Genomic DNA, 24590 nt, shown 5'->3' on the forward strand with positions numbered 1-24590 from the left:
CGACTACGCTTCCTCTTCTTCGCTCACAACGTCACTAACAATTGCCGTTCCTGCCTTCACGCCCAACTTCGCACGAATTTTTGTTTCAATATCAATCGCGATTGCTGGATTTTCTTTCAAGAACTCGCGCACGTTATCTTTACCTTGACCGATGCGATCTCCGTTGTAGCTATACCAAGAACCAGATTTTTCAACGATATCCGCCTCAACGCCCATATCAATAATCTCACCTTCTCTTGAGATGCCAGCGCCGTACATGATGTCAAAAATTGCCTCACGAAACGGAGGGGATACCTTATTCTTCACCACTTTAACGCGAGTCTCGTTGCCGACAATTTCATCACCCTTCTTGATGCTACCAATGCGACGAATATCTAAGCGCATAGAGGCATAGAACTTCAGCGCATTACCGCCAGTAGTAGTCTCTGGGGAGCCAAACATCACGCCAATTTTCATTCGAATTTGGTTAATAAAAATTACCGTCGTATTCGTTCGCTTGATTGCACCAGTCAGTTTACGTAAAGCCTGACTCATCAAACGCGCTTGCAATCCTGGCAAGGAATCGCCCATGTCACCCTCGATCTCAGCCCTTGGAACCAACGCGGCCACTGAGTCGATCACAATGAGGTCAATTGAACCGGAGCGCACTAACGCATCTGCGATTTCTAATGCTTGCTCACCTGTATCTGGCTGAGAAATTAATAAATTATTGACATCTACGCCTAGGCGTGAAGCGTACTGAACATCTAAGGCATGCTCAGCGTCAATGAAGGCACATGTACCGCCGATCTTTTGCATTTCTGCAATTGCATGCAGGGTTAATGTCGTTTTGCCTGAAGACTCGGGACCATAAATCTCGATTACACGACCACGTGCTAAACCGCCAACTCCTAAAGCGATGTCTAGGCCCAAGGAACCGCTTGAAACCACCTGAATATCTTGGTTAATTTCTGCATCGCCCAATCTCATGATTGAGCCTTTACCGAACTGCTTCTCAATTTGCGCCAAAGCTGCACTTAATGCTTTTTGCTTATCTCCGCTCATTCCGTCAAACTCTGATGAGGCTGATTTTTTCTTATCATCCAAGGCCATGTTAAATTCCTTTTCGCTATTTAGAGGGCTTTTTCCTGCTGATTTTTTGTTTTTAAAGGTCATGCGAGTTACTGTATATAAAAACAGTACTATTTGCAAGCGTCTTTTACGTACTTATTACTGATTCTTCGCTAGGCTTGGTCCTGCAGCGATTCGATCCCAGTAAAAGAATAAGGGAATTGCCACCGCCCAAACTAAGCTTAATAGGACTAAACCCCCTATTTGCCCGTGAATGCCCCAGGCTCCGGCCCCCATCCTGATGCCGGCCTCATAAGACATTGGTCCAGCGATCCCTCCGAGAATAGCCCCCAAAATGGGTCTCCCTCGTAGCCAAGATAAGGAACTATTAATGGTGCTGGCCACTAAAGCCCAAAGCGCCCACATCCATAGTGGCGATAGATTCGCACTTGGCCAAGCATCCTCGAACCTAAGAAAACCAAAATAAGCAATAAGTGAGTCTGCACTCACTCCAAACAAGACCGCCTTAATAATGAGCCTCAGCTCAAGAATAGGCTGGGGTGAGCGCCAAATGTGCCAGGCAATATAGGCCAAAGTGCCTAATGCAGGCCAAAGCACTTCCTGTTTAGCTGCACCAATGATGCAAGCAAACCAGCCTAGCTGAAAAATCACAAAATTCCAAAATTTAGCCATCAGCACACCCCCAAGCAACTCTGCCTAAGAAAAAGGCCATCACCGCTGGGCAATGGCCTTCTAAACATGGTGGCGAATCAGGGATTTGAACCCCGGACCTGCGGATTATGATTCCGTCGCTCTAACCAGCTGAGCTAATTCGCCGAAGGGATGATTGTAACAAATTGGCTAGATTAGGGGTGATATCTGGACTAACTCGCTTTTGGCCACGCCAGCCTATTGCCTTGTAAGCTGGGTAATGATGGCTCTATTTGCTTCAGTATCACCAAATTGATCTAATAATTGCTGGCGCCGCCCTAGTTCAAAGTCTGCAAAATCGAAACCTGGTGCGACGGTACAGCTAACCAAGCTAAAAGAAGACTCTTCATGTGCTTTTGCTGCAAACCAAGTATTAGCAGGCACAGTCATCTGCAATTGATCGCCGAAACCAACACGATGCTCCTCTAGTTGCCCCAAAGCATTCATCAAATAAATGGATAAAGGGCAGCCCGTATGAAAAAACCAGCTTTCATCAGAGGCGACCTTGTGCCAAGCTGAGAAGGAATTTCCTGGTAACAGAAAATAAATACTCGTATAAGCAGGGCGCATGCCATTGAGGATCGGCACCTCAAGCTCTAGGGGAGCGCGATACATCTCCCTATAGAATCCACCCTCGGGGTGCGGAAGTAGATTTAAGCGTTGAACAAGCTCTTCAACTGAATCTTGAATAAATGGCATTAGCAAAAAATAATTAGTGTTATTAAATTAAACAATCTTGATAACTAGGTCCGGTAAGTTATCGATGCTACAGCGCACAATATCCCCTCTTACTACCGGCCCTACATTCTCGGGCGTTCCAGAGTAAATAATATCCCCAGAAAAGAGCTCATTCGCTTCTGATAATTTAGAAATTTGCTCCGCCACAGACCAAATCATCTGGTCCAGAGTCGCCTTTTACTTTACCACTCCATTTACCGAAAGGGCAATAGTCCCTTTAGTAAAGTGCCCCACTTGCGCTAAAGGATAAATAGGCCCTATCGGTGCAGAGTGATCAAACGATTTGCCTATTTCCCAAGGCTTCTTCTGATCACCCATAAAACGCTGTAAGTCCCGGCGTGTCATATCTAGGCCCAAGGCATACCCAAAGACATGATCAAGCGCTTTATCAATGGGAATATTTTTACCGCCTTTGTTTAAGGCTGCCACTAGCTCAACTTCATAGTGATAATTTTTGGTCAGAGAAGGATATGCATGATCGACTATTTTATTTGGCGCAACAAACTGAATGGCATCCGTTGGCTTTTGAAAAAAGAATGGTGGCTCCCGCGTAGGGTCTGAACCCATCTCGCGTGCATGAGCCGCATAATTTCGACCAATGCAGTAAATACGGCGCACTGGAAATTCAGCGCTACTACCTGCAATTGGAATCAATGTTTGCGCAACTGCAAATGGCGTTTTAACCGAATCAGCTTCTTTATGCGCCTGAGCTGAAGACATCACGCCTACAGAAGAAAGCGACACAACGCCTAACTTGATTGCACTGCGTCGACTAAGGGCATCACTATTAAAATTTGACATTGCTTATTCCTTAAGAAAATGAATACACCATCTTATGCGTATTCATGTTCATATTCACTAGTTCAACTATCAGGAAAACCCTAGGGATCAATATCAGCTAGACGAGGCATGCGAAAGTCTATCAATCACCAACATATGCGGAACAGTCAACGCTGCCAAGATCACAAATAGGATCTGAATGAGCTGTCCATCCAACGGTGCCTGAGGCAATAACATCCACGCTGCAATAAAAGCCCCCAATACAAAAATCATGGGTAACGCCATGCCTTTGAGTAATTGAGTGCCTGACTGTAAATTAGCAAACCGATAAGCACGCATGATGTGGCGCGGCCCGTGCATGCCGCAGAAGAAAATAGTAAATGCTAGTAATGGGGGCAAAAAGCTAGCCACTGCAATAACCGCCAGAAATTCAACGCTACTAAAGCGATCTTTTCGGATATGGACTACAGCTAGAGAAATAGCTGCAATCAGCCAAGGTATTGCTATTGGCCGTAAGCCTGCCATGACCGTATTTGCAGCCTCTTCCCCAGCCACGAAGGCAAATAAAATATGCATCTCAGGAGCATATAAAAGTGCCGGTAAAACCAAAATACATGAGCCGTAAGTGAAGCGATAAATATGAGAAAACTGACCTTCAATATCCGTTGAAAAATGAATGGCAGAAATAATTAAAAACCCAATTAAGAAAAAAGTAGGAGCCGCCCACCAAACTAGCACCACTGCTGCGGCTAGCGCTAGATAGGCCGTTAAAAAGATCAGCCACTGCATTAAAGAGTTTATTTTATAGAGGGGCTTAGCAAGAATGGCGTCTAGAGCTCCATGCGGAATACCTAGTAAAGTAATCAGGGCAATAAGTATTAGCCACTCCACTTTTTTATCCAGGGTAAAGCCCAATAAATAGACAAAAATCATCAAAAAAGAAAAGGCACAAAATAATTGCCCTTGGAGCCTAAGGTTCATAGACTTACCTTCTGACGAACTTCTTTTTCTTTGGGCAATATGGGACGCAAAAGCTCTCGAATAAATGGTACTGCTGGTAAAGAGCGAATAATCGATAGGTAATCCAAGGTCCTTGCCTCGCCACTCAGGAAACGAATCGCTATCGATGGGGAAACATTTTTAAAGAGAGATAAAAATAAGCTTGGCGCATTAGCTGGATCAGAACGCAATACCTTTAAAAATAAAAGATCCATCTTGCGAACAATCCAAGGATCGGACGGCTGATTAATTAATACCTCTGACTGGATCAATGAAGCCGCACATAGTCGAGCCCATTGCTGAATTCTTTGAAAGGCATAACCCGTACTGGCCCTAGCAGACCCTGCCATTACTCCTACTTTGGCGTAACTGGCATCAGCAACGCTTGGCGGCACATCTAACCCCATAGGTAAGCACGCACTTTCAGATCTCAAAATAGAGAATGCCGCACCCCCTACACGCTCTTTAACAGCGCTCTCAAGGTAAGGGGCCAGGTCTGTTGCTGTAAAAGGGCTAGGAGCAAATACAGTAAATTCAATCAAGGCCCGGGTAGCTGATATGGGTAAAAAGTAGGTAAATGCAATGCGGTCTGAGTCTGGCAAGAAATCCATTAGATCGGCTATGCTTGAATCAAAGATCGCATCGACACATTCAATTTCATAGCCATAAAACGATTGCCAAAGAATGGTATTGGTATTGGGGTTGACGCTATCTGGACGAGTATCAACCAAAAATGAACTCTGGAATACACCTATGCTGGTCTTCACCTCCCAATGATCTTGAAAATGATGAGCAACATCTTCAACAATAGCCCCTAGTTCAACTTCAATTTGAGAGGAGGCATAGATCATTTTTAATGCTGCTTGATAAAATTGGTCAGAAGCAAGCATTTGATAGGGGCGGCTCTTACAGGGAAAAAAAATACTTTCCTGATTGGAGCTAATTCTCAGCATGCTCCATTGGTGGGTTACATTTTCATGAGTCTGAATTTGCTTACCCTTTGCAGCCTTTTCGGGAGGCTCCCAAAAGCACCAAGTACGATCATTTTCGTATTTTTTGCGGGACTCTAAAAGCAATACTTTCAACTTCTTGTCTTTCAACAGCGCAAGCTCTCTGGCTAGGCTAAGGCCTGCGCAGCCTCCCCCCAAGATAATCAGATCATATTTTTCAGCCATCAGTAATAACTACTATATCGCTAAATAAAAAAATCTGAAAAAGGGCGTTGTTTAGCGGTATTGAGATAACCCAGGGGACGCCAAAAGCTTCGAGTGAAGATGGCTTGGATAAATGCAGTCGTGGTCACCAATATTTTTTGAGGGCTAGAAACAACTGCCCTTTGCTGCCAATAGTTAAATTTATTTTTCTTTAATTGAGCGCCAATCGCCTGATAGACACGCGCCGCCACCAAAATACTACTGCGTGCGCCTAACGGTAAATAAGAAAAACCATTTTGACCGCTAGCATAATACTGATCTGCCTTTTTCAACATTCTTGCAATGCCATTGATGACAAGCACCTGTGTTTCCAAATCCGGATTAATCAACTGGGCCATGCTCACTTCACCCACCATCGAGATTGGCAAGTAACAGCGCCCTACTTTCGCATCATCGGCAACATCACGACATATATTCGTAAGTTGCATTGCAATGCCTAGGTCAACCGCATGTCGTAACGCTGTTGGATCACTTACATTAAGCACTTTGCACATCATCAGCCCAACCGTACCCGCAACTTGATAGCAATACTTTAATAGTGCCGCATCATTTTCAATTTGCTTGAGGCGAATATCGGATTGAATGCCATCAATCAAATCTAACACTACCGCCAAATCAATATGACATTCCCGCATTAAATCAATACCATCCTGAATTACTGGCTGTGTTGAGTGCCCCGCTGTAATTTCCACTCTAGCCATCTCAATAGCCTGAGTTGCCTTTTCGGCTGAATGCTCCTCATCTACGAGATCGTCCAGATAGCGACAAAAGCTATACAAACGGGTGGCGTTCGATGCCTGCTGTGCGCTCATAAAAAAACGGGCCCAGTAAAAACTTCTACCCTTTTTAGCCAGAGTATTTTCAGCTACGGCTAATATGGCTTCTGAGGGTGCCTGAACCAAATGAGATCTGAGTACTGAGTGCTCTTTAGAACCAGCTTCTTCAATAGGATTTACTGATGGGATCAAATTATCAATTACTTTTGCCGAGCAAAGCACTCCGGGCATACCCGCTCCAGGATGTGTTCCCGCACCAACTAGATATAAGTTTTTAATGCCTTCCGCTTTATTGTGAAAACGAAACCAAGCTGATTGCCTAAAAAGGGGTGCAATTGAGAAACCCGCACCAAACTGACTCAAGTAGTCAGTCTTAAAATCTTGGGGCGTCATGAAAAAATCACTCGTAATTGTTTCTGTAAGCCCTGGCAGAATCGTTCTATCCAAAGCGGTAACAATCCGAGATTGTAGTTTTGGACCTTCGACAGCCCAGTCAATCTCTGCCTGTAAATTAGGGACGGGACAAAGTACGTAGAAGCTGTCGCATCCTTCTGGAGCAAAACTGGGATCTGTTGCTGTAGGACGGTGTAAGTAAAGTGAAAAATCTTCTGTAAGTATTTTCTTATCAAAGATATCTTCAAGTAGTTCGCGATAGCGCTCACCCATCCAAATTGTATGATGAGCTACTTCAGGATACTGTCGTGTCGTCCCAAAATACAAAACAAAGAGGCCCATAGAATACGATGCGGCTTTCAATTTTGAGCGGGTCATGATTGCTTGTTTTTTCGGCTCAATCATCTTGCTATATAAGAAAGCAGGATCTGCGTTAGAGACAATCACATCCGCATCGATTACCTGACCACCTTCTAGCAATACCCCTTGAGCAACCCCATTCTCAACTAGGATTTGCTCAACAGTAGTACCAAGCTCAATAGTGATGCCATGGCGCTGCATTAAATCTGACAATGCCTTGGTAATAGCGCCCGTACCACCCATAGCGAAGTAGACGCCGTATGAACGCTCTAAATAATGAATCAAGCCATAAATGCTAGTGGTATCGAAAGGATTGCCGCCCACCAATAAAGGCTGAATAGAGAAAGCTTGCCTCAGCTTTGGATTTTGAAGGTAACTACACACCAAACCCCAAACGGTTTTGTAGCTGCCTAAACCAACCAACCTAGGAATCTGAGCCAACATTGTCTTAAATTGATGAAATGGTTGCGCTGAAAGCTCAACAAAACCCACCTCAAAAATTCGTTTAGATTGCGCTAATAATTTTTTGTAACCCACACAGTCTGCCGGCTCAATCCGGTGAATTTCGGCTAAAGTCTGCTCTAAGGTTCCGCCATAATCAAATGTAGTTTGATCTGCAAATACAAACCGATACCATGGCGTAAGTGGGACTAACTTGACATGATCTTCAAGCTTCTCGTCAAACAGAGAAAAAAGTTCTTCAAATAGAAAAGGGGCAGTGATTACTGTTGGGCCTGCATCATGGCGAAAGCCATTACGCTCAAATACCTGTGCACGGCCACCTATATCAGCACACCGATCAATGAGGGTTACCTCATAACCCTTGGCGCGCAATCTCAATGCAGCAGCAATACCTCCAAATCCAGCACCAACTACGATTGCCTTCATTGCCGTGCGATATCTGAGGAAATTGGTGTGGTAGCTTTCAGTTGGTTGGATAACTTCTGGGCCAGCTCAGCGAGTAAGTGGCCAGAATTCATCGGCAAATTGTTGCAAGCGTTGGTAGCCTGCTCTAACTTGAGTAAGCCTAAATCTAATGCTGCTTGATAACTATTTATACAGCTTGGGTCAGACTGTAATACCAACAAAATATTAGCGTGATGAATACAGTCACCACTGGAATCTTTTTCAAAATCTTCGATGTCATCATAAATTTGATAGGCCACAGCAAAATCATCGGCAGCCTGTCTTGCCTGAGTTACCCATTCTTTTTTACCACCAGCAATTAGGGCCAGCTCAATCGGCAAGCTCAGTAATGCTCCCGATTTGCTAAAGGCAATATCTTCATATGTCTTTAAATTGAGTGTTTTCGAGTCCAACAGGAGATCGGAACATTGACCCTTGATGGCATAAGACACTTTTGCATGCATTTGTTTCAGTAATTCAGGAATTAAGGCATAGCATTGCGTTTGCGCAATTGCGGCATAAGCGGCGGATAACATAAGGTCGCCAGTACAGATAGCAACATTGCTACCAAATTGAGCCCAAACAGCTTTCGATCCACGTCTGATCAAATCCTCATCCTGAAGGTCATCATGGACCAATGAGGCGTTATGCAGCAACTCAACAGCTGCTGCTAAGGCAACGGCATTTGTTTCATTTACTCCTAAGCTTGCACAAGCAGCAAAGGCAAGACGAGCACGAATACGGTGACCACCCAATTGAAGGTGATACGCGGCAGCTTCATGCGCTAAGGAGGAAATAGTATTTTTAGATTGCTCTTGATCTTTAACTAGATCGAGCATGAGAGCGTCGACAGATGAAAGCCACAGATCCGGATTAGGGACTGTTTTTACCAGAAATTCATCTGCAAGCCTGTTCATGGGGATATCCCTAAATCTGTCTATGGGTACTGCTAAATAATGAATTACGTTCTTTACTACCTTAATTTGCTTTGTTTCTTTACTACCATTCGCTACCAATCACTACCAAGTAAAAAGACTAATGGGAGTATTCCCACTAGTCTTTCCTCAAAACAATTACTTACCTGACTTTTCTGTTTCAGATACAGCAACACTCCAAATAATCAAACCAAATGCGATCTTGTTGAGAACGTCTGCGGCGTTATAAATGATATTTAACGCATTAGCACTGCTCTCTGGACCGGCACCAGTAAGGTATCCGAAGAAGTATCCGATTGGATAGATTGCCCAACCAAAGGTCACAATCAAACGCATTGTGCTGAAAGCAGATTGAACTGATGGAGGCGCAGAGGCTGCATTAATCTTGCTAGCTTCACCAGCAAAGATCTCGTACAGAATGTAGAACCAACCAATCATACCAACGATAAATGCTGGCCATACAGCTACGTAGCCGGCTTCACCTACATATCCACCAATCAACATTACTAAAGTACCAATCATCAAGCGCCAGAAAACGCCTGTTGGAACTTTTGCAATCGCTGACAAAATGAGATAGAACTCGATCATTAACAAAGGTACTGTAATCAACCAGTCAATGTAACGAAACACCGTTGGTGTAGAACCAGTTGCAACCCAAACATCACGCATGTAGAAATAGTGAACAGCAGCTACTAAGGTCACTAAGCCTGATACGGTCAATGAGGTTTTCCATTTTGGAGAAACACGATCACGCTCTAAAAAGAAAAACACAGTAGACGCAACCAATGCCATTGAAATGATCCAAAACGAAATGCCGACAAAGTCTTCTTGCTTGAGCGTATCCGCTGCCGCAAAGGCTTGTGTCGTCAGTAAAGCTAAGCCACTAAAGAGTAGCGCGCTACTAAACAACTTTTTAAAATGAGACAGCATCATGAAATCTCCCGATGTTTATAAAGATTTTTATTACGAAATATGACTTTTATAAAATTGATCTTTTAGTTAAGTCACCAGTGAACTTTACAGCTAAATACAAATTCACGTCAGTCAGTAGTTACCCTCGTGATTTTTTAGCCCCTATTTATGGGGGTTTCTACTAGCACCCCACACTATAGTCGCGTAATACCTTGGTCATAGTGATGTCATATTTAGCGACTGACGCTTGCTTACTCTGTTAAAAATAAAGATACCTATGAAACTACTCTCAATTTCCACTGGAACGGTTGGTCCGCTATTTGGAGACCATCACCCAAATTACACATCCGTAGCATCGGCGATTAATAAGCGCAGTATTAGTAATACACAAAAACCAGCCTCAATAAAAATTCACTCTTTAGGTGTCACAGGCGATGAGCAGGCAGATTTTTCTGTTCATGGCGGTATGGAAAAAGCGATTTATGTCTACCCAATTGAGCATTACGCTTTTTGGAACAAGCTGCTCACTCAAGAAAGAAAAGTAGCGACCGATCTACCCTTAGGCTCATTTGGTGAAAACTTTACTGTTGAAGGTTTACTAGAAACTATGATCTATGTTGGAGATCAACTGGTCATAGGTGGTCTAGAATTTACTGTTACCAAACTGAGAGAGCCCTGCTTTAAGTTCAACGCCAAGATGGGCTATAAAGGCGCCGCTAAAGCGATGCTTCAGTCAGGGTTTAGTGGATGGTATTTGCGCGTGAATCGTCCAGGCTTCGTTACTGCAGGTGCACCTATTCAATTGATGCCAGGGCAAAGAGTGACTTCCATCGCAGATCAAAATAAAGCTCTTTTACAGCGTCGCAATCAACGTGATTTATGGGAATAAAAAAACCCGACCACAGAGTGATCGGGTTTTTCATTTAATTCCGACTAAAGTGACTTAGTCGTTTGCGTAAATATCTACGTCTTTTGTTTCTTTAATAAACAGTACGCCGATTACCATTGTCACTGCAGCAATGATGATTGGATACCAGAGACCGTAATAAATGTTACCGTTCTGTGCCACCAAGGCAAAGGCGATTGTTGGCATTAGGCCACCGAACCAACCATTACCAATATGGTATGGCAAGGACATCGAGGTGTAACGAATGCGGGTTGGGAACATCTCAACCAACATCGCTGCGATTGGGCCATAAACCATGGTTACCAACAACACTAAGATTACCAAGATACCCAAAACAGCTGCGTGATTAATGCCTGCTGGATCTGCTTTCGCTGGATAACCGGCTGCATTTAATGCATTACGAATCGCTTTTTTGAACTCTGCATCTTTTGCTTTCGCATCAGCTGGAGCCAAACCATTAGCGGAGTAACCTTGGATTTCTGCATCGCCAATTTTCACAACAGCAATACCACCTGCAGGACCAGCAATTGTTGTGTAACTAGCAGAGTTAGAAGCCATCACCTGTTTTGCAATATCGCAAGAACTTTTGAATTTCGCTGTACCAGTTGGGTTGAATTGGAATGAGCACTCATTTACATCAGCTGTAATACTTGCTGGTGCAGATACCATTGCCTTTTCTAACGCTGGGTTAGCAAAATGGGTTAAGCCATTAAATAAGGAAACTGGTGTATTTGGGATGTACAGAATGATGGCCAACAACAAGCCACCCATGATGATGACCTTACGGCCAATTCTATCTGACAAAGTACCAAAAATTACGAAGAATGGAGTACCGATTACTAATGAAGCAGCAATCAATAAGTTCGCTGTCTTTGGGTCTACCTTCAATACTTGGGTAAGGTAGAACAAAGCATAGAACTGACCTGTATACCAAACCACCGCTTGACCTGCAACCAGACCAAACAAGGCCAAAATTACAATCTTCAAGTTTTTCCATTGACCAAATGACTCTGTCAAAGGTGCTTTAGATAACTTGCCTTCTTCTTTCATCTTTTTGAAAGCTGGAGATTCGTTCATCGACATACGGATGAAAACGGATACCCCTAACAAAACTACTGAGAGAAGAAATGGAACACGCCAGCCCCAAACTTCAAAGTCTGCGCCTGTCAATTCACGGGTGAACAAAATCACCAGTAATGACAAAAACAAGCCCAATGTAGCTGTAGTCTGAATCCAAGCAGTGTAAGCGCCGCGCTTGCCATTAGGGGCATGTTCCGCAACGTAAGTGGCCGCACCACCATACTCACCGCCCAAAGCCAAACCTTGCAACATACGCAATGCAATCAAGATGACTGGTGCAGCAACACCGATAGTTGCGTAGTTTGGTAACAAACCTACAACGAACGTAGCGGCACCCATCAACACGATGGTTACCAAGAAGGTGTACTTACGACCAATCAAATCGCCTAAACGACCGAATACCAATGCGCCGAATGGGCGAACGATAAAACCGGCAGCAAAAGCCAACAGCGCAAAAATGAAAGCAGAGCCTTCATCTAAGCCTGAGAAAAACTGCTTGGCCATAATTGCAGCCAATGAACCGTAAAGATAAAAGTCGTACCACTCAAAAACCGTACCTAAAGAGGATGCAAAAATAACTTTGCGTTCTTCAGCGGTCATTGGGGCTGCTTTAGTTGATGTTGACATCAGTAGCTCCTAACTATTTTTAATGGAATAAATAACAACTTGCCGATTATGCTTTGAAAATATTCAAAGAAATCCGCTACTTAGGGTAATTCCTGATTAAATTAGATTGGGGTTTTCCCCATATGCCATATGGATTACACGCAGAAAAATGTCGCTGATGGCAATTTAACCTCCAAAATTGAGGCCACCTAGGCTTTGATGGTTGGCACGAGATCTTTTCCCAACCTTCCCCTGCACACACAAATACGCTCACTCTTAACGTCATCAATACTCCGCCCTACATCTGCTTTATCTTCACCCGTGGCGCTCAAACCATTCGATTCAAAAGGCTCACAACATCCCCGCTCTCTGATCTCTACTCTCTACTCTAAGTTAGCGCAATCAAAATGAGTCCTAATATTCAGAGCCTTATACTGAATCATCTGTTTAAGCGTCTTTTGAAGAGGCGTGCATTTAACCAAACAAGGAATTCATGCAACAAAAATGGGGTATCCGGGGAATGGCTGTAGCGCCACACTCCCTCGCATCTGAATCTGCATTAGCAGTTCTACGTGAAGGTGGTAATGCCCTAGAGGCTATGGTGGCAGCTGCAGCAACCATTGCTGTGGTCTATCCCCATATGAACTCTATTGGTGGCGATTCTTTTTGGGTGATTCACTCGCCCGGTAAAGCCATGGGCGGTATTGATGCTTGTGGTGCAGCCGCTGGATTAGCTACAAAAAATTGGTACGCCGAACGCGGTATTACTAATGCCATTCCGTTTCGTGGTGCGATTGCCGCCAATACTGTTGCGGGAACGATTTCAGGTTGGGGCGCTGCTCACAAACTCTCTCGGCAAGGGCTTGCTGGCAAGCTGCCGTTATCACGGCTACTAGCGGACGCTATTCACTATGCCGAAGCTGGCGTGCCAGTGACGTTTAGCCAGTCGAGCCTAACTGCAAAAAAGCAGCAGGAGCTCAGCAATATTCCAGGCTTTGCAGAAACTTTCTTAGTCGATGGCAAAGCGCCTGAAGTGGGTAGTATCTTCAAGCAAGAGCGACTTGCTAACACGCTACGTCAGATTGCAAAAAAAGGAACGGAAGATTACTACCGCGGAGACTTAGCTGACCTTCTCGCAAAAGAGCTCACCGAAGTAGGTAGCCCACTTAGACTCAGCGATTTACAGCGCCATCAAGCGAAGCTGGTTGACCCACTTGAGTTGAAGCACAGCATGGGTAATGTGTACAACATGACACCCCCAACGCAAGGGGTAGTGTCGCTGATGATTATCGGCATTTTGGACCAACTCAATCTCAAGCGATTTAAAGTTGATAGCGCGCAATACGTACATCACTGCGTGGAGGCAACCAAACAAGCCTTCAAGGTAAGAGATCAATATGTAACTGATCCCGCTTATATGGTTAAAAATGCGCAGTCATTTTTGTCGCCAGCCTTTTTGAAAAAGCTAGCCAAAAATATCGATCCTGAAAAAGCCTCACCTTGGGGTCAAGGAAAAGGGCCGGCAGATACCATTTGGATGGGCGTAGTTGATGGTGATGGCAATTGTGTCTCCTTCATCCAAAGTATTTACCATGAGTTTGGGGCCGGTATTGTTCTTCCCAAATCTGGGGTCAATTGGCAGAACCGAGGATGCAGCTTTTCCTTAGATCCCAAAACACTGAATCACCTTGAGCCCTATCGCAAACCATTCCACACATTAAATCCAGCAATGGCTTTATTCAAAGATGGGCGCTCGATGGTCTACGGCACGATGGGTGGCGATGGACAACCACAAACGCAGTGTGCTGTTTTTACACGTACGGCTACCTATGGTTTAGATCCACAAGATGCTATCAGTAGACCCCGTTGGTTGCTAGGTCGAACCTGGGGCCAGACTAGTGACAGCTTAAAACTCGAATCTCGATTTAACCCTTGGATAGTTAAAGAGCTACATGCCCTAGGGCATGAGATAGAGATGCTTGATGCGTTTGACGAAACGGTAGGTCATGCGGGTTGCATTATTCGTGACCCTTCAGGAACATTGCACGGTGGCTGGGACCCTCGTAGCGATGGTGCTGTTAGCGCGTTTTAGTAATAAATAATTTGGGTACGCGTAGATCCCAGTAAATGGCAGCTACGCGTAAACCAAAGATGGCCAGCATGCACAGTACAGAACCTTCGAGCGTGAACTGCGGCAAGAAGTTGAGTATTAGTACGTACAAAAGACAGCCCAAAGTAACGGGAATGGCATACAACTCATGTGACATCAGCAACGTTTTTTGTCCTGCCAAAATGTCACGTAATAACCCCCCGCCAATTGCAGTCAGTACGCCCAAAATCACTGGCGCTACCGGTAAGCCAAAACCCAAATTCCACACCTTGTCAGCCCCTTGAATGCCAAACAGAGCTGCGCCAAGACCATCGATGTAGAGCATAAAGCGATAAATTTGTGGTTGTGTAAAAAAAGATTCCGCTACAAAAGTAACGATACAAGCCGCTAAGGCGACCCAGATATAAATTTGTGAAGTGGACCAAAAGACAGGCACCTCTAAAATGATGTCTCGTAATGTTCCGCCACCAATCGCTGTAATCACGCCCAGCACCATGACGCCAAACAAATCGACGCCTCGATCAGCGATAGCGAGAACGCCTGTAACAGCGAAAGCGATAGTGGCAATAATGCCAATCCAGAAATTAATTTGATCCATAAGGCACAGTCTAATTTACTCGAGCATGAATTCAAAACCCACTACGCCGTAAGCACTATGGCGTAGTCCAAATAAACGCGTTAAAAAATGACGTAGATTCAAACACGAAGTGCAACACGGTTTAAGGACTGCATAAACACTTCATTGGGGGTTTTAAATCCCAACCTCTTACGAGGTCGGTTATTAAGCTTGCTTTCAATCATTCTAAGCTCCTCATCAGTTACGGTGGATAAAGGCCTCTTTTTGGGGATGTATTGCCTTAGTAAGCCATTGAAGTTTTCATTAGAACCGCGTTGCCAACTGGCAAAAGGATCAGCAAAGTAGGTGGTGGATTGCAGTGCTGTATCAATCCGGGCGTGCTCGGCAAATTCCTTTCCGTTGTCATAAGTTAGTGTTTTGACCTTAGCTTGATAGGGGGCCAGTCCTTCAATAATGGCGTTACCTACCAGGGTCGAAGTTTTATTGGGTACTTTGGCTAGAACAGCATAACCACTCTTGCGCTCCACTAAGGTCACAATAGCTTGTTTGTGCGCTGCCCCAATCACGGTATCGCCTTCCCAGTGACCGACTTGAGATCTGGCTTCAATATGCTCTGGGCGCTCACTAATCGGCCTTCTGCCTACGATCTGGCCTCGTCGATCCCGGCCACTGGCATAGCGCTTTTTACGTTTCTTTTGACAGCGTAACTGCTGGTAAAGAGTGCCACCAGCGGCTTTATCAGCATAAACATGGCGATAGATGGTCTCATGGCTAATCCCTACAACATCTGCGATTTGCTCAGGGCTCCATTGGTCTTGTAGGTACTCTACCGTTTGATCCCAATCAGCTGGGGTGATTTGGGTAGCATTACGAGAGCCTAGGGAGCGTTCCTCTGCTAATAAACAGGCTTGTCTCGGTCGATATCCTCTGCCTCCGGTATTGCGAGATAGCTCTCGGCCAATGGTCGACTTATGTCGATTCATGAGCTGGGCGATCTGGCTTTGGGTTTTTCCGTCTTTCATGAGGATATAAATCTGATATCGTTCTTCTTGGCTAAGGTGTTGATAGGTCATGGCTACTTTGACTTGCAGGTCTAGAAACTATGGATACTAAAATATCCTTAGCCACTAGCTCTAATTGATCAAAGTTGCACTTCGTAGTTGAATTCACCTGATATTAAGTAATTGTTTTCAGTGTTTTTTGATAGCGCTGGGCATTATGAACATATCGCTGGGCAATATCCGCAATATCGGCAATCTGCTCTGGTGACAGCATTTTTACAACTTTGGCAGGCGAGCCCAAAATCATCGAACCCTCTGGAAATTCTTTACCCTCGGTAACTAGGGCGCCGGCACCTACCAAGCAATTTTTACCGATCTTAGCGCCGTTCAAAATCACCGCACCAATACCGATCAGACTTCCATCGCCAATATGACATCCATGCAACATCACTTGATGACCTATAGTGACCCGCTTCCCTATGATGAGGGGGAAACCGGGATCGGCATGCAAGACAGAGGCATCTTGAACATTGCTGCCTTCACCAATTTGAATGAGATCGTTATCAGCCCGAATGACTACTTTTGGCCATACGCTCACGTTTGAGTGGAGCTCAACCCTACCAATCACTTCTGCGCTTTGGGCAATCCAAGCCCCCTCGGATAGTTGAGGAGATATTCCGTCTAGTTCAAATATAGCCATGATTCATTATAGGCAAGGAATCATGGCTCTATTTTGGACAAAGCGTCCCTGTTACCAGCTGGACTCACGATCTGGTGTTGATGAGATCCGATGAATACTCAGGTCTGCGCCCTCGTACTCCTCTTCTTGAGACATTCGAATGCCCATAATGGCCTTTAGGGCGCCATACACAATAAATCCACTGATTAAGGCGATACCCACACCCAGAAGGCTACCCATCAATTGCCCCGTAAAGGTGACGCCACCCAAACCACCAAGCGCTTTAGTGCCAAAGATCCCTGCCGCCAAGCCACCCCACAGGCCACACAGACCGTGTAATGGCCACACGCCTAAAACATCATCAATCTTCCAGCGGTTTTGTACCAAAGTGAACATGTAAACAAAGAGGGCGCCAGCGATCAGTCCCACAACTAATGCACCCATTGGATGCATCAGATCAGAGCCCGCACATACCGCTACCAAACCCGCTAATGGCCCGTTGTAAGTAAAGCCTGGATCATTGCGACCAACCACCCACGCAGCTAAAGTGCCTCCCACCATAGCCATTAATGAATTCATAGCCACTAAGCCACTAATCTTATCGATCGTTTGTGCGCTCATGACATTAAAGCCAAACCAACCTACCGCTAAAATCCAGGCACCCAATGCTAAAAAGGGAATACTTGAGGGAGGATGCGCTGCGATCTGGCCCTCTTTGGTGTAACGACCCCGGCGCGCTCCCAGTAGGATCACTGCTGGTAAGGCAATCCAGCCACCGACTGCGTGGACCACAATAGACCCAGCGAAGTCATGAAATTCTTCACCAGTCAATGTTTTTATCCACGCCTGAATACCGTAGTGCTGATTCCAGGCAATGCCCTCAAAGAAGGGATAAACAAAACCTACTAAGATGAAAGTGGCAATTAGTTGAGGATTAAACTTTGCACGCTCTGCGATACCACCAGAAATAATGGCCGGAATTGCGGCAGCGAAAGTCAGTAAGAAAAAGAATTTGACGAGCTCATATCCATTTTTCTGCGCAAGAAGCTCAGCACCAGAGAAGAAATCCACCCCATAAGCGATGCTGTAGCCAATAAAGAAATAGGCAATGGTCGAAACTGCAAAATCAACTAGGATCTTTACCAGAGCATTCACTTGGTTCTTCTTACGGACAGTACCCAGCTCTAAAAATGCAAAACCAGCATGCATTGCCAGCACCATAATGGCGCCGAGCAAAATAAAAAGAACATCACTGCCTGATTTCAAAGTATCCACCGAATTACTCCCCCTGTTTTTTGCATCATTATGGGGATTTTTATAGCTGCCATCACATCAAATTGCACCTATTTGGTGCTTATTAGTGCTAATAAAGGGGCTATCATTGAATTTAATACATTTAAAGGAGATCCCATGAAAAAAATCTTATTCGCTTTAATCGCCTTAGGGACATTGACAGGCTTAGTGCATGCTCAAGCCAAAGTACAGGTGCTAAGCACTCAAGAATTAGCCACTACCTGCAAACTACCCGCAAGCCCAGAGTCTCGCAGCTTCTGTATTGGTTATACCACCGCAATTTACGATACTTACCTTGCAACACGTCATCCCCAGCGAGCAAAGCCGTATATCTGTGTAAAACAACCGGCACCATCGCGTGATGAAGTCGTTGCTGATTTTGTTACGTTCGCGCAAGCAAACCAACAGACATCAGATAAGCCTGCTGCCGGTGTCTTCTTAGGATTTTTAGCATCACGCTTTCCTTGCGCCAAAAAATAATCTTCGGCAATTGAACTACCCAATCTAAAAAGACAAAAGGATTAATGGATATGAAAAAAATAATCGCAATTGCAGCTGCAACTTTAGCAATGACCGCTTGCTCCAATATGAACAATACTGAACAACGCACGCTATCCGGTGCAGGCATTGGCGCAGCAGCTGGTGCAATCGGAACAGCTATTTTTCATGGCAACCCAATCTGGGGCGCAGTAGGTGGTGCGGCAGTCGGCGCAGCATCAGGCTATGTATACGATGCTTACAAAAAAGAGCAAGCTTCTGAATATAACTCCGGCTATAACGCTGGGAAAAATAATAAGCCAGCTCAAGCACCGAACTAACAAATACAGTAGCACCAATTTATTTGTGCAGTACTAAAACAAAAAACCCGACTTACCATCATAGGTAAGTCGGGTTTTTATTTGGCACTACAGTATTAAGCAAGCAATAGCTGATTAATCCGTTTGACGTAAGCAGCAGGATCATTTAACTGGCCACCTTCTGCCAACAGGGCTTGATCGAATAAGATCTGTGTCCACTGATCAAACTGCTTGTCATCAGACTTTAGCTTGAGGAGCATTGGATGCTCTGGATTAATTTCCAGAATCGGCTTTGTCTCGGGCGCTTGTTGCCCTGCAGCTTTGAGCATACGCAATAGGTTACCGGAAAGCTCATCCTCATCAGATACCAAGCATGCGGGTGAATCGGTTAAGCGGAAGGTCACGCGCACATCTTTCACCTTATCCTCCAAGACCGCCTTCATCCGATCTAACAAGTCTTTAAAACCCTTTTCAGTTGCTTCGTGCTCTTGCTTTTCTTTTTCATCGCTTAGGCTGCCTAAATCTAGGCCACCCTTTGCCACTGAAGTCATCTGCTTAGCATCAAACTCAGTAAAGAAAGACAGCATCCACTCATCTACGCGATCAGTCAGCAATAAAACTTCTACTCCTTTTTTGCGGAAGATCTCTAAATGCGGGCTATTTTTAGCGGCGTTAAAAGAATCACCCGTCACGTAATAAATCTTGTCTTGGCCTTCTTTCATGCGAGCTACATACTCCGCCAAGGAAACGGCTTGGTCTGCAGAGTCGGCATGGGTACTCGCAAAACGGAGTAACTTAGAAATTCGCTCTTTATTGGGCTGATCTTCACCAATACCCTCTTTAAGGACCTGTCCAAATTGGGTCCAAAAAGTTCGATACTTTTCTTTTTTAAGCTCATCGTCATTATTGGCTAAATCTTCCAACATACTGAGCACGCGCTTAGTAGAGCTCTCTCGAATGACTTTGACATCGCGTGACTCTTGCAAAATTTCACGAGAGACGTTTAAGGGTAGATCAACTGAGTCAATCACACCCGTCACAAAGCGAAGGTACATGGGCAGCAATTGCTCTGCATCTTCCATGATGAAAACTCGCTTTACATACAACTTAATACCGCCACGCTTATTGCGATCCCATAAATCAAATGGTGCCCGTGTAGGAATATATAGGAGTTGAGTAAACTCACTACGCCCCTCTACTCGGTTTAATGAATAGCACAGAGGGTCTTCATAGTCATGTGATAGATGTTTATAAAACTCGGTGTATTGCTCTTCTGTGATTTCTGACTTAGAGCGCGCCCACAGTGCACTTGATTGGTTAATGCTCTCCATCTCCTCTTGAATGACTTGCTCTTTTTTATCTTCGTCCCATGACTCCTTGTTCATCTGAATAGGTAAGGAGATGTGGTCGGAGTATTTACGAATAATCGATTTAAGCTTTTGAGTGGAAAGGAAATCATCCTCCCCTTCGCGTAAATGCATCGTAATGGAAGTGCCGCGCTGTGCAAGATCGACATTTTCTACAGTAAATTCGCCAGAGCCGTCAGACTCCCAGCGAATACCATCCTGGGCAGGTAATCCTGCGCGACGAGTCTCAACGGTAATACGATCAGCCACAATAAAAGCAGAATAAAAACCAACGCCAAACTGACCAATCAAAGCCGCATCTTTTTGCTGATCACCCGACAGCCTAGAGAAGAACTCTTTGGTGCCAGACCGCGCAATCGTACCTAGATTGGAGATTACTTCCTCACGACTCATCCCAATACCGTTGTCAGCAATAGTGACAGTGCGCGCAGCTTTATCAAAGCTCACCTTAATCTTTAGCTCAGGATCATCCCCATACCAGTCTGGATGCTCAATACCCTCAAAACGCAACTTATCAGAGGCATCAGATGCATTGGAGATTAATTCACGGAGAAAAATTTCCTTATTGGAATACAAGGAATGAATCATGAGTTGTAAAAGCTGCTTTACTTCGGCCTGAAAGCCTAAAGTCTCTTTATTTACTGTCGTCATACGAATACCCTTTTAATCAATAATCTGAACTCCCAATACATGGGGGCTGCTAAGGCAATTTCAAGACCTTACATAGAATCTCGCTAGCCTAGGGCTTTGGCTGCTTCTCCGCTACTGGTAATTCAGCCTTTTTCCAGGCACCAAAACCGCCCTCAAGGTGACAAATACCAGGAACCCCCATTTTTTGAAGGGTTTGGGCAGCTAAAGCAGAGCGCCAAGCAGAGGCGCAATAAAGTACTAGGCGTTTACCTTCACCAAAAATAGGCTTGTAATAAGGGCTTTCTGGATCCACCCAAAATTCCAACATGCCGCGCGGGGCATGAATTGCACCTGGAATCATCCCCTCACGCTCTAGCTCTCGAATATCACGAATATCTACAAAAACAGTACTTTCGTCGCCCAGTATTAATTTCGCCTCCGCTAAAGAAAGCGTATCTACTTCTGCCATCGCTTGAGCAATGAGCTCTTGGTACCCTATTTTCAATTGCATATAAAAACTCCTTAATTAATAGCATTTTTATTTAGTTGATCTTCAATATATGGTCATCGCGAGTACTGATAAGATGTGCGTATGAACTTTACGCCTACAGAACTGGGTGCAAGCATTATTTTTGCTATTGCAGTCCTTCATACTTTTTGCGCCTCGTATTTCGAGGCCCTGGCGAAAAAATCTCGCCGACATGCCGGTTTATGGCATCTGCTCGGAGAGGTCGAAGTCGTATTTGGTTTTTGGGCTGCTATTTTGATTATCTTTATGTGGCTCGCGAATGATTTAGCCACTGCCAAAAGATATGCCAGTGAACGTAACTTCACTGAGCCCTTATTTGTCTTTGCCATTATGGTGGTTGCGGGAACCAAGCCTATCTTGCACTTCGCTACCCAAATTTTGCAGCAGATGGGTAAGGGCCTACAAAGTCTCTTTCGAATACAGCAAGCGCCTGCTCTTTATTTCTTAACCCTTAGCGTGACTCCACTATTAGGCTCGCTGATTACCGAGCCTGCAGCGATGACGCTTGCCGCCTTCTTATTACGCGACTTAGTCTATCGCCACAAATGCACTACCTATTTACTCTTTGGGACCCTAGGTGTTTTATTTGTCAATATCTCCATTGGTGGAACACTGACCAACTTTGCAGCGCCGCCAGTGTTAATGGTTGCTTCTACTTGGGGCTGGAGCTCAGCCTTCATGTTTGCCAACTTTGGCTTTGAGGCTTGTATCGCTATTGTGATTAATGCATTAGCAGTCACACTCCTCTTTCAAAAGCAATTAATTGAGCCAGAGCTAAATACTAAGCCAGTCCGCATCCCGGTCACCATTACAGCAATTCATCTCTTCTTTTTAGTTGGCATTGTTGGTTTTGCTCATGACCCCGTCATCTTTATGTGGCTCTTACTATTTTTTATTGGCTTTACGGCCGCGTACCCAAAACATCAAAGCCCCTTAATTTTGCGCGAGGCATTGTTAGTTGGATTCTTTCTAGCCGGTCTTGTCGTATTGGGGGCATTACAAGGTTGGTGGTTACAACCGATATTAGAAAAAATGAGTCCCACGGCGGTATTTTATGGAAGCCTGGCATTAACTGCGATTACAGACAATGCAGCACTGACTTATCTGGGCTCGCTGGTCACAGGCACTTCTCCAGAATTCAAATTAGCTTTGGTTGGTGGGGCTGTTGCGGGTGGTGGGCTTACGGTGATTGCTAATGCGCCCAATCCTGCTGGCTTGGCTATTTTGCGCCCCTATTTCCCGAATGCCGCCGTTTCTGCGGGGCTCCTATTTGTTGCCGCTGTTCCACCCACAATCGTAGCGATTATGGCGCTCAGACTTTTATAAGGGCTTATTCACCCAAATCCCGTAAAATCTCAGTTTGGCCCCCAGCTATAAACCTGAGAACGGCATATGAAAAAACTCTATATCAAAACCTTCGGCTGTCAAATGAACGAGTATGACTCGGGCAGGATGGCCGACCTCTTGCATGCTAACGACGGCATGGAAATTACCCACACTCCGGAAGATGCCGATGTGGTCCTGCTCAATACCTGCTCCATACGTGAAAAAGCAGAAGATAAGGTATTTTCAGACTTAGGTCGTTTGCGTGAACTTAAAAAAATCAAGCCCGATTTATTGATTGGCGTTGGTGGCTGTGTTGCAAGCCAAGAAGGCCAACAAATTATTAGTAGAGCTCCTTATGTAGATGTGGTTTTTGGACCTCAAACATTGCACAGACTCTCAGACCTCATTTCGCAACGTCGCATCACTGGTAGGCCTCAGGTAGATATTTCTTTTCCAGAAATTGAAAAGTTTGACCACTTACCCGCCTCACGCCAAACCAAAGGATCTGCCTACGTCTCGATCATGGAAGGCTGCTCTAAATACTGTAGTTATTGCGTTGTTCCTTACACCCGTGGCGAAGAAGTATCGCGCCCATTTGATGACGTGCTTACCGAAGTGGCAGGCCTGGCTAATCAGGGCGTTAAAGAAATTGTTTTACTGGGTCAAAACGTCAATGCCTATTTAGGAAAGATGGGGGGCACAGAAGAAATTGCCGACTTCGCATTACTCATTGAGTACGTCGCAGAAATTCCTGGGGTAGAAAGAATTCGCTTTACAACAAGCCATCCAAAAGAATTTACCCAACGTTTAATTGACGTCTATGCCAAAGTACCCAAATTAGTAAGCCACCTTCACTTGCCGGTGCAACATGCCTCGGATAGCATACTGTCAGCTATGAAGCGGGGATACACCTGCCTGGAATATAAAAGCATCATTCGCAAGATGCGAGCGGTACGCCCTGACCTAACGCTTTCTAGTGACTTCATTGTCGGCTTTCCGGGGGAGACCGATGCGGATTTTGCCAAACTACTGCAAATGGTCGAAGAACTTCATTTTGATAACAGCTTTTGCTTTATTTTTAGCCCACGTCCGGGGACGCCTGCAGCTAATCTCAGCGATGACACTGCACATGAAATCAAGCTCAAACGCCTGCAGGCCTTGCTAGCCCTGGTGGAATCTCAAGCAAATCAAATTAGCCAACAAATGCTTGGCAATACAGAGCGAGTCTTAATTGAAGGTTTGGCAAAAGATGGTATCAATCTTCAGGGTCGTGCCGCCAATAATCGCGTCATTCACTTTACGACACCAGAGTCAGAACAGGAATCACTGATTGGTCAAATGGTCGACATCCACATTACTGAAGTGCTCAACTTCACCCTAAGAGGTGAATTGGTAGATGCCCTTGCCCCATCGCATTAAGATGCCCAGAAAATTAGTGATCGAAATTCAGGTAGCTAGCCCAGCACTTGAAAAAAAGCTGGGGGCGATTGCCTCATCTACATTAATTAAAAAATGGGTTAAAGCAGCCATCCAACAAAGTGGTCTCATCACACTTCGTTTTGTGAACTGCGCAGAAGGAAAGAAGTTAAATGCTGCTTATCGTCACAAAGATAAGGCAACTAACGTACTCACCTTTCCTTACGAGCTGATAAAAAAAACCGTAATTGCCGATATTATTTTTTGTCTACCCGTCATTCAAGAAGAGGCTTACGATCAAGGCAAGTCGATAAAAGCCCACTTAGCGCATTTAGTTATTCATGGTTGCCTACACGCCCAAGGGCTAGATCATGAAATCCCTAAAGAGGCCCAAAAGATGGAAAGTTATGAAATTGACCTTTTACAGCAGCTAGGCTTTACAGACCCTTACGCGCCAACTTAGGGCAATTAAGTTACTCTTTTGTTGAGATCCTTTTT

The 24590-nt window shown here is 44.9% G+C and carries 22 protein-coding genes, 1 tRNA gene and 1 pseudogene; 7 read left to right on the top strand and 17 right to left on the bottom strand.

Annotation, left to right across the window (positions count from 1 at the left end; genetic code table 11):
* Nucleotides 1-3 precede the first annotated feature (3 nt).
* The 10 genes and pseudogenes from recA to QUD86_RS08140 form a co-directional block, all read right to left on the bottom strand.
* Nucleotides 4-1086, bottom strand: coding sequence for a recombinase RecA (gene recA / locus QUD86_RS08095; protein WP_502928901.1), 1083 nt, complete (start codon nucleotides 1084-1086; stop codon nucleotides 4-6).
* A 123-nt stretch (nucleotides 1087-1209) separates the two neighbouring features.
* Nucleotides 1210-1743 (bottom strand): DUF2878 domain-containing protein, encoded by a 534-nt coding sequence (locus QUD86_RS08100; RefSeq protein WP_286296520.1) that lies wholly within the window; start codon nucleotides 1741-1743, stop codon nucleotides 1210-1212.
* Between the two features lie 67 nt (nucleotides 1744-1810).
* A tRNA-Met gene (locus QUD86_RS08105) sits at nucleotides 1811-1887 on the bottom strand.
* A 72-nt stretch (nucleotides 1888-1959) separates the two neighbouring features.
* On the bottom strand, nucleotides 1960-2460 hold the full coding sequence (locus QUD86_RS08110; protein WP_286296522.1) for a cupin domain-containing protein: 501 nt from the start codon (nucleotides 2458-2460) through the stop codon (nucleotides 1960-1962).
* A 27-nt stretch (nucleotides 2461-2487) separates the two neighbouring features.
* Nucleotides 2488-3219, bottom strand: a pseudogene (locus QUD86_RS08115) (fumarylacetoacetate hydrolase family protein).
* A 174-nt stretch (nucleotides 3220-3393) separates the two neighbouring features.
* Nucleotides 3394-4260 carry a Brp/Blh family beta-carotene 15,15'-dioxygenase gene (locus QUD86_RS08120; RefSeq protein WP_286296524.1) on the bottom strand — a complete coding sequence of 289 codons (867 nt, stop codon included), beginning with the start codon at nucleotides 4258-4260 and terminating at the stop codon, nucleotides 3394-3396.
* Complete coding sequence (locus QUD86_RS08125) at nucleotides 4257-5453, bottom strand: lycopene cyclase family protein (RefSeq protein WP_286296526.1); 1197 nt, start codon at nucleotides 5451-5453, stop codon at nucleotides 4257-4259. Before QUD86_RS08125 ends, QUD86_RS08120 begins: the two co-directional genes overlap by 4 nt.
* A gap of 20 nt (nucleotides 5454-5473) precedes the next feature.
* The gene (crtI, locus tag QUD86_RS08130; protein ID WP_286296528.1) at nucleotides 5474-7909 is read right to left on the bottom strand and encodes a phytoene desaturase family protein; all 2436 of its coding nucleotides are present in this window, start codon (nucleotides 7907-7909) and stop codon (nucleotides 5474-5476) included.
* Nucleotides 7906-8844: a polyprenyl synthetase family protein gene (locus QUD86_RS08135; RefSeq protein WP_286296531.1), complete on the bottom strand. Its 939-nt coding sequence runs from the start codon at nucleotides 8842-8844 to the stop codon at nucleotides 7906-7908. The genes crtI and QUD86_RS08135 overlap by 4 nt, the downstream gene beginning before the upstream one ends.
* Before the next feature lie 156 nt (nucleotides 8845-9000).
* Nucleotides 9001-9795, bottom strand: a complete 795-nt coding sequence (locus QUD86_RS08140) for a bacteriorhodopsin-like (protein WP_286296534.1) — start codon at nucleotides 9793-9795, stop codon at nucleotides 9001-9003.
* 256 nt (nucleotides 9796-10051) lie between these two features.
* On the opposite strand from QUD86_RS08140, the gene QUD86_RS08145 reads away from it, so the two are divergent.
* Nucleotides 10052-10663: an MOSC domain-containing protein gene (locus QUD86_RS08145; RefSeq protein WP_286296536.1), complete on the top strand. Its 612-nt coding sequence runs from the start codon at nucleotides 10052-10054 to the stop codon at nucleotides 10661-10663.
* 54 nt (nucleotides 10664-10717) lie between these two features.
* Here QUD86_RS08145 and QUD86_RS08150 read toward each other — a convergent pair whose 3' ends face one another.
* Complete coding sequence (locus tag QUD86_RS08150) at nucleotides 10718-12388, bottom strand: MFS transporter (protein WP_286296538.1); 1671 nt, start codon at nucleotides 12386-12388, stop codon at nucleotides 10718-10720.
* Between the two features lie 472 nt (nucleotides 12389-12860).
* Here QUD86_RS08150 and ggt point away from each other — a divergent pair, with 472 nt between their 5' ends.
* Complete coding sequence (gene ggt / locus QUD86_RS08155; RefSeq protein ID WP_286296540.1) at nucleotides 12861-14459, top strand: gamma-glutamyltransferase; 1599 nt, start codon at nucleotides 12861-12863, stop codon at nucleotides 14457-14459.
* Here ggt and QUD86_RS08160 read toward each other — a convergent pair.
* From QUD86_RS08160 to QUD86_RS08175, 4 genes are all read right to left on the bottom strand, one after another.
* Nucleotides 14446-15075: a trimeric intracellular cation channel family protein gene (locus tag QUD86_RS08160; RefSeq protein ID WP_286296541.1), complete on the bottom strand. Its 630-nt coding sequence runs from the start codon at nucleotides 15073-15075 to the stop codon at nucleotides 14446-14448. The genes ggt and QUD86_RS08160 overlap by 14 nt on opposite strands.
* A 98-nt stretch (nucleotides 15076-15173) precedes the next feature.
* Nucleotides 15174-16127, bottom strand: a complete 954-nt coding sequence (locus QUD86_RS08165) for an IS30 family transposase (RefSeq protein ID WP_286295630.1) — start codon at nucleotides 16125-16127, stop codon at nucleotides 15174-15176.
* Nucleotides 16128-16230: 103 nt separating this feature from the next.
* Entirely contained in the window at nucleotides 16231-16755 is a 525-nt protein-coding gene (locus tag QUD86_RS08170) for a gamma carbonic anhydrase family protein (protein WP_286296543.1), read from the bottom strand.
* A gap of 51 nt (nucleotides 16756-16806) precedes the next feature.
* Entirely contained in the window at nucleotides 16807-18009 is a 1203-nt protein-coding gene (locus tag QUD86_RS08175) for an ammonium transporter (protein WP_286296546.1), read from the bottom strand.
* Nucleotides 18010-18144: 135 nt separating this feature from the next.
* Here QUD86_RS08175 and QUD86_RS08180 point away from each other — a divergent pair, with 135 nt between their 5' ends.
* Both QUD86_RS08180 and QUD86_RS08185 read left to right on the top strand, forming a co-directional pair.
* Complete coding sequence (locus tag QUD86_RS08180) at nucleotides 18145-18507, top strand: Rap1a/Tai family immunity protein (RefSeq protein WP_286296547.1); 363 nt, start codon at nucleotides 18145-18147, stop codon at nucleotides 18505-18507.
* Nucleotides 18508-18557: 50 nt separating this feature from the next.
* Entirely contained in the window at nucleotides 18558-18845 is a 288-nt protein-coding gene (locus QUD86_RS08185; RefSeq protein ID WP_286296550.1) for a YMGG-like glycine zipper-containing protein, read from the top strand.
* Between the two features lie 95 nt (nucleotides 18846-18940).
* Here QUD86_RS08185 and htpG read toward each other — a convergent pair whose 3' ends face one another.
* Complete coding sequence (gene htpG / locus QUD86_RS08190; RefSeq protein WP_286296552.1) at nucleotides 18941-20842, bottom strand: molecular chaperone HtpG; 1902 nt, start codon at nucleotides 20840-20842, stop codon at nucleotides 18941-18943.
* An 88-nt stretch (nucleotides 20843-20930) separates the two neighbouring features.
* Nucleotides 20931-21332: a rhodanese-like domain-containing protein gene (locus QUD86_RS08195; RefSeq protein WP_286296553.1), complete on the bottom strand. Its 402-nt coding sequence runs from the start codon at nucleotides 21330-21332 to the stop codon at nucleotides 20931-20933.
* An 81-nt stretch (nucleotides 21333-21413) separates the two neighbouring features.
* On the opposite strand from QUD86_RS08195, the gene QUD86_RS08200 reads away from it, so the two are divergent.
* The 3 genes from QUD86_RS08200 (at nucleotide 21414) to ybeY (ending at nucleotide 24555) form a co-directional block, all read left to right on the top strand.
* Entirely contained in the window at nucleotides 21414-22676 is a 1263-nt protein-coding gene (locus tag QUD86_RS08200; protein WP_286296554.1) for a putative Na+/H+ antiporter, read from the top strand.
* 66 nt (nucleotides 22677-22742) lie between these two features.
* Nucleotides 22743-24095, top strand: coding sequence for a tRNA (N6-isopentenyl adenosine(37)-C2)-methylthiotransferase MiaB (gene miaB, locus QUD86_RS08205; protein WP_286296555.1), 1353 nt, complete (start codon nucleotides 22743-22745; stop codon nucleotides 24093-24095).
* Nucleotides 24073-24555: an rRNA maturation RNase YbeY gene (gene ybeY, locus QUD86_RS08210; protein ID WP_286296557.1), complete on the top strand. Its 483-nt coding sequence runs from the start codon at nucleotides 24073-24075 to the stop codon at nucleotides 24553-24555. Before miaB ends, ybeY begins: the two co-directional genes overlap by 23 nt.
* Nucleotides 24556-24590 lie beyond the last annotated feature (35 nt).

It is taken from the genome of Polynucleobacter sp. TUM22923 (genome assembly GCF_030295705.1).
GTDB lineage: Bacteria > Pseudomonadota > Gammaproteobacteria > Burkholderiales > Burkholderiaceae > Polynucleobacter.

Coding starts and splice junctions, on each gene's coding strand:
- QUD86_RS08100 (WP_286296520.1), bottom strand. CDS start 1,743: ATGGCTAAATTTTGGAATTTTGTGATTTTTCAGCTAGGCTGGTTTGCT.
- QUD86_RS08110 (WP_286296522.1), bottom strand. CDS start 2,460: ATGCCATTTATTCAAGATTCAGTTGAAGAGCTTGTTCAACGCTTAAAT.
- QUD86_RS08120 (WP_286296524.1), bottom strand. CDS start 4,260: ATGAACCTTAGGCTCCAAGGGCAATTATTTTGTGCCTTTTCTTTTTTG.
- QUD86_RS08125 (WP_286296526.1), bottom strand. CDS start 5,453: ATGGCTGAAAAATATGATCTGATTATCTTGGGGGGAGGCTGCGCAGGC.
- crtI (WP_286296528.1), bottom strand. CDS start 7,909: ATGAAGGCAATCGTAGTTGGTGCTGGATTTGGAGGTATTGCTGCTGCA.
- QUD86_RS08135 (WP_286296531.1), bottom strand. CDS start 8,844: ATGAACAGGCTTGCAGATGAATTTCTGGTAAAAACAGTCCCTAATCCG.
- QUD86_RS08140 (WP_286296534.1), bottom strand. CDS start 9,795: ATGATGCTGTCTCATTTTAAAAAGTTGTTTAGTAGCGCGCTACTCTTT.
- QUD86_RS08145 (WP_286296536.1), top strand. CDS start 10,052: ATGAAACTACTCTCAATTTCCACTGGAACGGTTGGTCCGCTATTTGGA.
- QUD86_RS08150 (WP_286296538.1), bottom strand. CDS start 12,388: ATGTCAACATCAACTAAAGCAGCCCCAATGACCGCTGAAGAACGCAAA.
- ggt (WP_286296540.1), top strand. CDS start 12,861: ATGCAACAAAAATGGGGTATCCGGGGAATGGCTGTAGCGCCACACTCC.
- QUD86_RS08160 (WP_286296541.1), bottom strand. CDS start 15,075: ATGGATCAAATTAATTTCTGGATTGGCATTATTGCCACTATCGCTTTC.
- QUD86_RS08165 (WP_286295630.1), bottom strand. CDS start 16,127: ATGACCTATCAACACCTTAGCCAAGAAGAACGATATCAGATTTATATC.
- QUD86_RS08170 (WP_286296543.1), bottom strand. CDS start 16,755: ATGGCTATATTTGAACTAGACGGAATATCTCCTCAACTATCCGAGGGG.
- QUD86_RS08180 (WP_286296547.1), top strand. CDS start 18,145: ATGAAAAAAATCTTATTCGCTTTAATCGCCTTAGGGACATTGACAGGC.
- QUD86_RS08185 (WP_286296550.1), top strand. CDS start 18,558: ATGAAAAAAATAATCGCAATTGCAGCTGCAACTTTAGCAATGACCGCT.
- htpG (WP_286296552.1), bottom strand. CDS start 20,842: ATGACGACAGTAAATAAAGAGACTTTAGGCTTTCAGGCCGAAGTAAAG.
- QUD86_RS08195 (WP_286296553.1), bottom strand. CDS start 21,332: ATGCAATTGAAAATAGGGTACCAAGAGCTCATTGCTCAAGCGATGGCA.
- QUD86_RS08200 (WP_286296554.1), top strand. CDS start 21,414: ATGAACTTTACGCCTACAGAACTGGGTGCAAGCATTATTTTTGCTATT.
- miaB (WP_286296555.1), top strand. CDS start 22,743: ATGAAAAAACTCTATATCAAAACCTTCGGCTGTCAAATGAACGAGTAT.
- ybeY (WP_286296557.1), top strand. CDS start 24,073: ATGCCCTTGCCCCATCGCATTAAGATGCCCAGAAAATTAGTGATCGAA.